Genomic DNA, 8809 nt, shown 5'->3' on the forward strand with positions numbered 1-8809 from the left:
CGGTCTGGGAAACCAGACCGTTACCAATTTATTGATACCTGCAATCCCCCTTCAGGCCGATTGGCAAAGTTCACCCGCATACCGTGCAGTTTGGCGATATTGTTTACAATAGAAATGCCCAAACCGCTGCCGGACTTCTCCTGTCCGGGAGGACGGAAAAAGCGTTCTCCAATCCGAGTCAGCGCTTCATCGCTTATTCCCGGGCCTTCATCGGTAACCTGGAAACCGTGAGGCGTGAGTTGCAAACGAATTATACTGCCAGCGTGGCTATAGCGGATGGCATTATCCAACAGATTACGAATCAAAAGCGTCAGCAGCAGCGGATGACCCTGGCGGTTTACCGGGTTGTCTGGTAAATCCAGCGTCAATTCAATTCCCGCTGTTTTCGCCTGATGATAATGGTCGATGACAACCTGTCGCATGAGTGCTTGTAGTTGAATGGTTTGTTGCCCGTTCAATAGCGATTCAGAATCCAGTCGTGACAACGTTAATAGCTGATCCACCAACCGGGTTGCCCGATCGATCCCTTTGTCCAGATTAGTCAGCGCATGACGTCTGACGTCTTCATCATCATGTGCCAACTGAGCGACTTCCGTTTGTACCTTCAGCGCCGCTAACGGACTGCGCAGTTCATGAGCCGCATCGGAGGTGAATCGACGTTCACGCACCAGCATATCGTTGACTCGGGCAAACAGATGATTCAGTTCGTTAACCAGCGGGAGAACTTCCTGTGGGACGTTGTGGATGTCCAATGGCGTACCTTCTTCCGGCGTCCGTTGGCGCAACTGCGTGGTAATGCGTTGCAGTGGTGACAGCTCGCGGGTAATCAGCCAGAACAGCAATAGCAGCATGATGGGGAGAGCGAAAAGCCAAGGCATCAGATTGGTTTTGACAATATCCAACACCAAATCCTTGCGGTATTCCCATTCTTGCCCCACAACGACCACATAACGATCGTCCGCTGTTGACAGCCATACCAGTCGCCATTTGTCGTCGTCATCCCTTAACCTGCCGTCGGTAAAGCCGTTGCGTGAATAGTTAAAAATAAAGTCTTTACCGTTTTCACCGTCGTTCAGCACCATCTCACCACGGCGGGTGAAAATGGCAAAGGCCAGCGCATCGTCTTCCTGTTGCCCGTGATGATTGCGCACCAGGTTTTTCGTTTTGGGTAGTGAAGGTGACTCCGGCTTGATTTCAGCTGGATTCATGGTGGCCAAACGTTTGGCAAATAGCATTTGCTGGGTATCAAACAGTTCGTTCACATTATGGCGAGTTTGGTACCACGAAAGCAGCCCGGCTATTCCCCAGCAGGTCAGTGTCAGTAGAATGAAGCCAGCAATCAGACGCAAGCGCAGGCTGAGGTGCGTCATGCCGCATCCCCTAAAATATAGCCAACCCCGTGTACGGTGCGGATAAAGTCGCTGCCCAGTTTTTTACGCAAATGGTGAATGTGAACTTCTACGGCATTGCTGGAAACGTCGTCGTCCCAGCCATAAAGCTTTTCTTCCAACTGTGAGCGAGTCAGCACGCGGTTGGGGTTCATCAAAAATAGCTCCAGCAATGACAATTCGCGGGATTTAAGGATTAGCGGTTCATTGTTGAATGTCACGGTACGTGAAGCGGGCTCAAGTGACACGGCGCCGTGCGTCAGCGTTGGCTGTAATTGACCATGCCGACGGCGGATTAACGCTTGCAGACGGGCGGCTACTTCCGCCAGTGCAAAAGGTTTACACAGATAATCATCCGCGCCAAGTTGTAAGCCTTCAACCCGTTGTTCCAGCGCATCTCGTGCGGTAAGGATCAATACGGGTTCATCGTGTCCAGCCTGACGCCAGCGGCGCAGGATGTCCAGCCCGTCAATTTCCGGCAGGCTGAGATCGAGAACAACTGCGTCATAGGGGGCGGCATCCATCGCAGCTAAGCCTTCTTTACCTTGTGTGAACCAATCAACGCTAAAACCAAGCTTAATTAACCCGGCCCTGAGGCCATCACCGATTAAGCGGTCGTCCTCGATTAACAATATTCTCATTACCGTCCACCTTCATTGCCTATAGCGATGTTATACGGTTTACGCACAGAACTGACAACCTGAAGACGGCTAATTGCGGCGTGCTTCGCAGTATTCATATCTATAAGGAAATCTGAACTATTCTTAAGATTCTGTTAAGAACATTTTGTTCTACTTCCTAACGTAAGACAGATATCGCGCAGTATTACTGTTCAGCAAATGGAAAGAAAAAGGAAATAACCTATGAAAAAAGTAGCAACGGTATTCGCTATCGCCGCATTGTGTACCGCCCCGGTTTTCGCCGCACAAACCGGTGGGTTTACGGACCCTAAAGCACCGAACACCAATAGTCAGAACACCGCTGGTGGATTTGTCGCCTCTCAGGGGAGCGTAACGACTGTCGCGAAAGCGAAAGAAATGAAAGATGATAGCTGGGTTACCCTGCGCGGCACCATTGAACAACGCATCGGGGATGAAGACTATTTGTTCCGCGACGAGTCCGGCACCATGACGGTCGAGATTGATGACAAATACTGGAACGGACAGACGATTACGCCTCAGGACAAGGTTGAGTTACAGGGAGAACTCGATAAAGGGTTCAATTCAGCCGAGCTGGATGTTAAGCAGGTGAAGAAAATCCAGGGGTAATGACCTCTCTTAATCATCCTGAAGGGCGGACGACGCGCCGCCCGCTTTCCCAACGTAGATGACTTAGGCCGATTGCTTCAAGAAAGACGAAACGAGTTTCTTCCAACCTATTTTCCCGTCATCACCCTATCTCTGGCTAGTTTGATCAACAGCGGTTATTCAATTTTATTGTGATAGCGAAACGTTTCGATAACGATCACATTTTCGTTATGTCCTCTTTGCCTTTTCGCGTTATCTCTTTCTACAATGTTTATCAGCGAAACGTTTCGCTAGTGGGGAAGGCAATGAAAAAAGCGGTATTACTGAATTCTGAAGTTTCTTCTGTTATTTCCCGGTTGGGACATACCGATCGGTTGGTTATTGGCGATGCGGGCTTGCCCATCCCTGAGACCACAACCCGGATTGATCTGGCGTTAACGCACAATGTGCCCACCTTTTTGCAGGTGGTTAACGCGGTAATCAGTGAGATGCAGGTTGAAGCCGCAATCCTGGCGGAAGAAATTATCGAAAATAATCCAAAACTCCATGACGCATTACTTGATCAATTAAAGCAACTTGAACAACACCAGGGAAATTCAATTGCATTGCATTATGTCAGCCATGAAGATTTTAAGATCCAAAGCGGGAAAAGCAGGGCCATTATTCGCAGCGGAGAGTGTTCTCCGTATGCCAATGTCATCTTTTGTGCTGGTGTAACGTTCTGAGGCATCAATGCAACCTTTACTGCAACTGCAAGGAATAACGAAATCTTTCCCCGGCGTTAAGGCGCTATCTAATGCCGCATTAAATGTTTATCCGGGAAAAGTGATGGCGCTGGTGGGCGAAAATGGGGCGGGTAAATCCACCATGATGAAAGTACTGACCGGGATCTACAGCAAAGATGCCGGCAGTATTCATTTCCTTGGCGAGGAAGTGAATTTCAGCGGCCCCAAAGCTTCTCAGGAAGCCGGGATTGGCATTATTCATCAGGAATTGAACCTGATACCTCAATTGACGATCGCCGAGAACATTTTCCTGGGCCGTGAATTTACCAACCGTTTTGGTCGCATTGACTGGAATAAGATGTATGCGGAAGCGGACAAGCTGCTGAAGCGTCTGAATCTGCGCTATGACAGCCGCCGCCTTGTGGGCGATCTGTCGATCGGCGATCAGCAAATGGTAGAAATCGCCAAGGTATTGAGTTTTGAATCAAAAGTCATCGTGATGGATGAACCTACCGATGCGCTGACGGACACCGAAACGGCCTCACTATTCAGCGTTATCAGAGAGCTCCAGTCTCAGGGACGCGGCATTGTTTATATTTCCCATCGTCTGAAAGAAATTTTTGAAATATGCGATGACGTCACCGTATTCCGCGACGGCCAATTCATTGGTGAATGCCCGGTCGGTGAACTACAGGAAGACACGCTAATTGAAATGATGGTGGGGCGTAAACTGGAAGAGCAGTATCCGCGGCTAAATCAGGCGCCGGGCGACATACGTCTTAAGGTTGAAAATCTTTCCGGTCCGGGAGTTGATAACGTCAGCTTTACCGTGCGCAGAGGGGAAATTCTTGGCGTTGCGGGCCTGATGGGCGCGGGCCGTACCGAATTGATGAAAATTCTTTACGGCGCCTTACCCCGCACTGGCGGTTATGTCGCACTGGATGGCCGTGAAGTGGTCACCCATAAGCCCCAGGATGGTCTGGCAAACGGCATCGTCTACATCTCTGAAGATCGTAAACGTGACGGATTGGTGCTGGGCATGTCGGTGAAAGAGAATATGTCTCTGACGGCTTTACGCTATTTCAGCCGTCGCGGCGGCCAGCTCAAGCATCCGGAAGAACAGCAGGCGGTTGGTGATTTTATCCGCCTTTTCAATATTAAAACCCCATCAATGGAACAACCTATCGGGTTGTTATCAGGGGGAAATCAGCAAAAAGTCGCGATCGCTCGCGGGCTGATGACCCGTCCCAACGTTCTGATTCTTGATGAACCTACTCGCGGTGTCGATGTGGGGGCGAAGAAAGAAATTTATCAATTAATCAATCAGTTCAAACAAGAAGGGTTGAGCATCATATTGGTTTCATCCGAGATGCCCGAAGTGCTGGGAATGAGTGACCGCATCATCGTGATGCATGAAGGCCGCTTGAGTGGTGATTTCCCGATTGAGCAGGCGACCCAGGAAACGCTGATGGCTGCGGCCGTTGGTAAGCAATACGGCGTAAAGCAGGAGTGAGTCAGACATGAGTTCCCAATCTATCGCAGCAAAACGCTGGTTCAGTAAAGAGTGGCTATTGGAGCAGAAATCGCTGATTGCCCTGCTGATCCTTATTGCGATTGTTTCCGCATTAAGTCCTAACTTTTTTACCCTGAACAACCTGTTCAACATTCTTCAGCAAACGTCCGTTAATGCCATCATGGCGGTCGGCATGACGCTGGTTATCCTCACGTCGGGCATCGATCTGTCGGTGGGTTCCCTGCTGGCGCTAACGGGGGCGGTTGCTGCTTCTATGGTTGGTCTCGAAGTCAATGCACTGGTGGCGGTGTTTGGCGCATTGGCATTGGGAGCGCTGATCGGTGCCGGTACCGGCGTCATTGTTTCCAAAGGTAAGGTTCAAGCCTTTATTGCTACGCTGGTCATGATGCTGCTGCTGCGTGGCGTCACGATGGTTTATACCAACGGTAGCCCGGTAAATACCGGTTTTTCCGATGCGGCTGACGCATTTGGCTGGTTTGGTATCGGTCGTCCTTTAGGCGTTCCGACGCCGATCTGGATCATGGCGGTTGTCTTTGCCGCGGCCTGGTACATGCTGCACCACACCCGTTTGGGGCGTTATATCTACGCCCTGGGCGGCAATGAATCAGCTACCCGCCTTTCCGGTATCAGCGTTGATAAGATCAAGATCATTGTCTATTCCTTGTGTGGGCTGCTGTCGGCTCTCGCCGGGATTATTGAAGTGGCCCGTTTGTCCTCCGCGCAACCAACAGCGGGTACCGGCTATGAGCTGGATGCTATCGCGGCGGTTGTGCTGGGGGGCACGAGTTTGGCTGGCGGTAAAGGACGTATTGTCGGAACGTTGATCGGCGCGCTGATCCTCGGTTTTCTTAACAATGGGCTGAATCTGTTAGGTGTTTCTTCTTACTACCAGATGATCGTCAAAGCAGTCGTCATTTTGCTGGCGGTTTTGGTAGATAACAAAAGCAGTAAATAACCTTCATTCACACAGGAATTGAGTTATGAATATGAAAAAGCTGGCTACTCTGGTTTCTGCTGTTGCGCTGAGTGCGACCGTCAGTGCCAACGCATTAGCCAAAGATACGATTGCTCTGGTGGTATCAACACTGAATAACCCGTTCTTTGTTTCAATGAAAGATGGAGCGCAAAAAGAAGCGGATAAGCTGGGCTATAACCTGGTCGTATTGGATTCCCAGAACAACCCGGCTAAAGAACTGGCGAACGTTCAGGATCTGACCGTTCGTGGCACGAAAGTGCTGTTGATTAACCCAAGCGACTCCGATGCGGTAGGCAATGCCATTAAGCTGGCGAATCAGGCGAAGATACCGGTTATTACGCTCGATCGCGTTGCCAACAGCGGCGAAGTGGTTAGCCATGTTGCTTCTGATAATGCCTTCGGTGGTAAAGTCGCCGGAGATTTCATTGCTAAAAAACTGGGTGAAGGCGCCAAAATTATCCAGCTGGAAGGTATTGCCGGTACGTCTGCCGCTCGTGAGCGTGGCGCTGGCTTTATGAAATCTGCCGAGAAAAACAAGTTTACGATTCTGGCCAGTCAGCCGGCCGATTTTGATCGTACTAAGGGTCTGAATGTTATGCAGAACCTGTTGACGGCCCACCCGGATGTGCAAGCCGTGTTTGCTCAGAATGACGAAATGGCGCTGGGTGCGCTGCGTGCATTACAAACCGCAGGCAAGGACGATGTCATGGTTGTTGGTTTTGACGGTACTCAGGATGGCGTAAAAGCGGTTGAATCCGGCAAACTGGCGGCAACCGTTGCTCAACGTCCCGATCAGATTGGTGTTATCGGCATTGAAACGGCGGATAAGGTTCTGAAAAACGAGAAAGTTCAGGCTATCATTCCGGTTGATCTGAAGTTGATTGCAAAATAATCAAAGAAAAAAGCAGGGCTGGCGCCACCCTTTCCGGGGGTGGCGCATTACTAACGTGTCGGGATTCAGCATCATGAAAACGGGTAAGCTGGTGGTTCTGGGCAGTATTAATGCTGACCATATTCTCAATCTTGAACAATTTCCCCGACCGGGCGAAACGGTGATCGGTAAGCAATACAGTGTCGCTTTCGGTGGAAAGGGAGCTAATCAGGCGGTTGCAGCGGGTCGCAGTGGTGCGAATATCGCTTTTATCGCCTGTGTGGGAGAGGATGATATTGGTGCCCGGATCCGTCAACAGCTCTCTGATGACCGTATTGATGTATCGGCTGTTGAAACCATCAAGAATGAAACAACCGGGGTTGCTCTCATTTTTGTTAACGGCGAAGCTGAAAATATGATTGGTATTAATGCCGGAGCGAATGCCGCCGTCACGCCGGATTATCTTGACCGTTATCAGCAACACATTATTGATGCTTCTGCATTACTGATGCAGCTTGAGTCGCCGCTGGAAACGGTTATTGCCGCTGCCCGGCTTGCTCATGACAACCAAACCAAAGTCATACTGAACCCGGCTCCCGCCTGTGAATTGCCCGATGAGCTATTGTCGCTGGTGGATATGATTACGCCGAACGAAACAGAAGCGCAGTATTTGACTGGCGTGACGGTTGAGACGGAAGAGGATGCCGCACAAGCCGCTCAGGTTTTACATGATAAAGGTATCGAGACCGTCCTTATTACGCTGGGCAGCCGCGGCGTATGGTTGAGCGTGAAGGGGGAAGGGCAGCGTATTCCCGGCTATCGGGTAAAGGCAGTGGATACGATCGCGGCTGGCGATACCTTTAATGGCGCCCTGGTGACGGCTTTACTGGAGAATCAGCCAATGTCTTCTGCCGTCAGGTTTGCCCACGCGGCAGCTGCGATCGCAGTCACGCGTCGGGGGGCTCAGCCTTCTGTTCCATGGCGTGACGAAATTGATGCGTTCTTGTTAGCTCAGGGGTGATCTTTGGCCACAATGAAGGATGTCGCCCGCCTGGCGGGGGTTTCTACCTCAACCGTTTCTCACGTTATCAATAACAATCGCTTTGTCAGTGATGCTATTCGTGAAAAAGTGATGAAAGCGGTCGAAGAGCTTAACTATGCGCCTTCTGCACTGGCCAGAAGCCTGAAGATAAATCAGACGCGGACCATCGGCATGTTGCTGACCGCCAGTAACAACCCGTTTTATGCCGAGGTGGTCCGTGGCGTTGAGCGTTGTTGCTATGAGCGGGGTTACAGCCTGATTTTGTGCAATACCGAAGGCGATTGGGCCAGAATGAGTCGCAATCTGGAAACCTTGCTGCAAAAGCGGGTGGATGGCGTGCTGCTGATGTGCACGGAAAGCCATCGACCCTCACCTGAAATGGTGAGTCGCTATCCTTCTATACCGATGGTCATGATGGATTGGGCGCCTTTTGAAGGTGTCATTGATGTCATAAAAGATAATTCGCTACTGGGCGGTGAGATGGCAACCAACTACCTCATCTCCCGTGGCTATCGAAAAATAGCCTGTATTGCCGGCCCACAAGATAAAACGAGCGCCTATAACCGTTTAGAAGGATATCGACAGGCAATGAAACATGCCGGGCTATCTGTTCCTGACGAGTATGAAATTTTTGGCGATTTTGAATTTGAAACCGGTTATCAGGCAATGCAGCGCTTACTGACATTGGAAGAAAAGCCAGAAGCCGTGTTTGCCTGTAACGATGCTATGGCCGTTGGGGTTTATCGTGCGCTGTATCAGGCCGGACTTTCGATTCCGCAAGATGTCGCTGTTATTGGTTATGATGATATTGATCTAGCTCGTTATATGTCTCCCTCCCTTACGACAATTCATCAACCGAAAGATGAACTCGGTGAACTTGCCGTAGATACCCTGCTTTATCGTCTGGAACATCCTGATACGGAACCCAATGTTTTGGTATTGACGCCAGAATTAATGGTTCGTGAATCTGTCCGGTAACATGGTTCGCACAGGAATTCGCGCAGTTAGCGGCCAAAAAAGTCTCAT

Annotated in this window: 9 protein-coding genes; 7 read left to right on the forward strand and 2 right to left on the reverse strand. The window is 50.4% G+C overall.

The window, feature by feature from the left end:
• Positions 1-20: 20 nt before the first annotated feature.
• Positions 21-1370 carry a quorum sensing histidine kinase QseC gene (gene qseC, locus DDT52_RS11900; protein WP_136156540.1) on the reverse strand — a complete coding sequence of 450 codons (1350 nt, stop codon included), beginning with the start codon at positions 1368-1370 and terminating at the stop codon, positions 21-23.
• Positions 1367-2029 carry a quorum sensing response regulator transcription factor QseB gene (gene qseB, locus DDT52_RS11905; protein ID WP_136156541.1) on the reverse strand — a complete coding sequence of 221 codons (663 nt, stop codon included), beginning with the start codon at positions 2027-2029 and terminating at the stop codon, positions 1367-1369. Before qseB ends, qseC begins: the two co-directional genes overlap by 4 nt.
• A 222-nt stretch (positions 2030-2251) precedes the next feature.
• Here qseB and DDT52_RS11910 point away from each other — a divergent pair, with 222 nt between their 5' ends.
• From DDT52_RS11910 to rbsR, 7 genes are all read left to right on the forward strand, one after another.
• Entirely contained in the window at positions 2252-2656 is a 405-nt protein-coding gene (locus DDT52_RS11910) for a YgiW/YdeI family stress tolerance OB fold protein (RefSeq protein WP_136156542.1), read from the forward strand.
• A gap of 284 nt (positions 2657-2940) precedes the next feature.
• A complete protein-coding gene (gene rbsD, locus DDT52_RS11915; RefSeq protein WP_136156543.1) occupies positions 2941-3360 on the forward strand; it encodes a D-ribose pyranase in 420 nt (139 codons plus the stop codon).
• A gap of 7 nt (positions 3361-3367) precedes the next feature.
• Positions 3368-4873 carry a ribose ABC transporter ATP-binding protein RbsA gene (gene rbsA / locus DDT52_RS11920; protein ID WP_136156544.1) on the forward strand — a complete coding sequence of 502 codons (1506 nt, stop codon included), beginning with the start codon at positions 3368-3370 and terminating at the stop codon, positions 4871-4873.
• 7 nt (positions 4874-4880) lie between these two features.
• The gene (gene rbsC / locus DDT52_RS11925) at positions 4881-5849 is read left to right on the forward strand and encodes a ribose ABC transporter permease (RefSeq protein ID WP_109491481.1); all 969 of its coding nucleotides are present in this window, start codon (positions 4881-4883) and stop codon (positions 5847-5849) included.
• Between the two features lie 25 nt (positions 5850-5874).
• Positions 5875-6762 (forward strand): ribose ABC transporter substrate-binding protein RbsB, encoded by an 888-nt coding sequence (rbsB, locus tag DDT52_RS11930; RefSeq protein WP_109491480.1) that lies wholly within the window; start codon positions 5875-5877, stop codon positions 6760-6762.
• A gap of 73 nt (positions 6763-6835) precedes the next feature.
• Positions 6836-7762, forward strand: coding sequence for a ribokinase (rbsK, locus tag DDT52_RS11935; RefSeq protein ID WP_136156545.1), 927 nt, complete (start codon positions 6836-6838; stop codon positions 7760-7762).
• Between the two features lie 3 nt (positions 7763-7765).
• Positions 7766-8761, forward strand: a complete 996-nt coding sequence (rbsR, locus tag DDT52_RS11940; protein ID WP_168709766.1) for a ribose operon transcriptional repressor RbsR — start codon at positions 7766-7768, stop codon at positions 8759-8761.
• The last annotated feature ends 48 nt before the right edge of the window (positions 8762-8809 follow it).

Origin of the sequence: Brenneria roseae subsp. roseae (assembly GCF_003115845.1) — a bacterium.
GTDB lineage: Bacteria > Pseudomonadota > Gammaproteobacteria > Enterobacterales > Enterobacteriaceae > Brenneria > Brenneria roseae.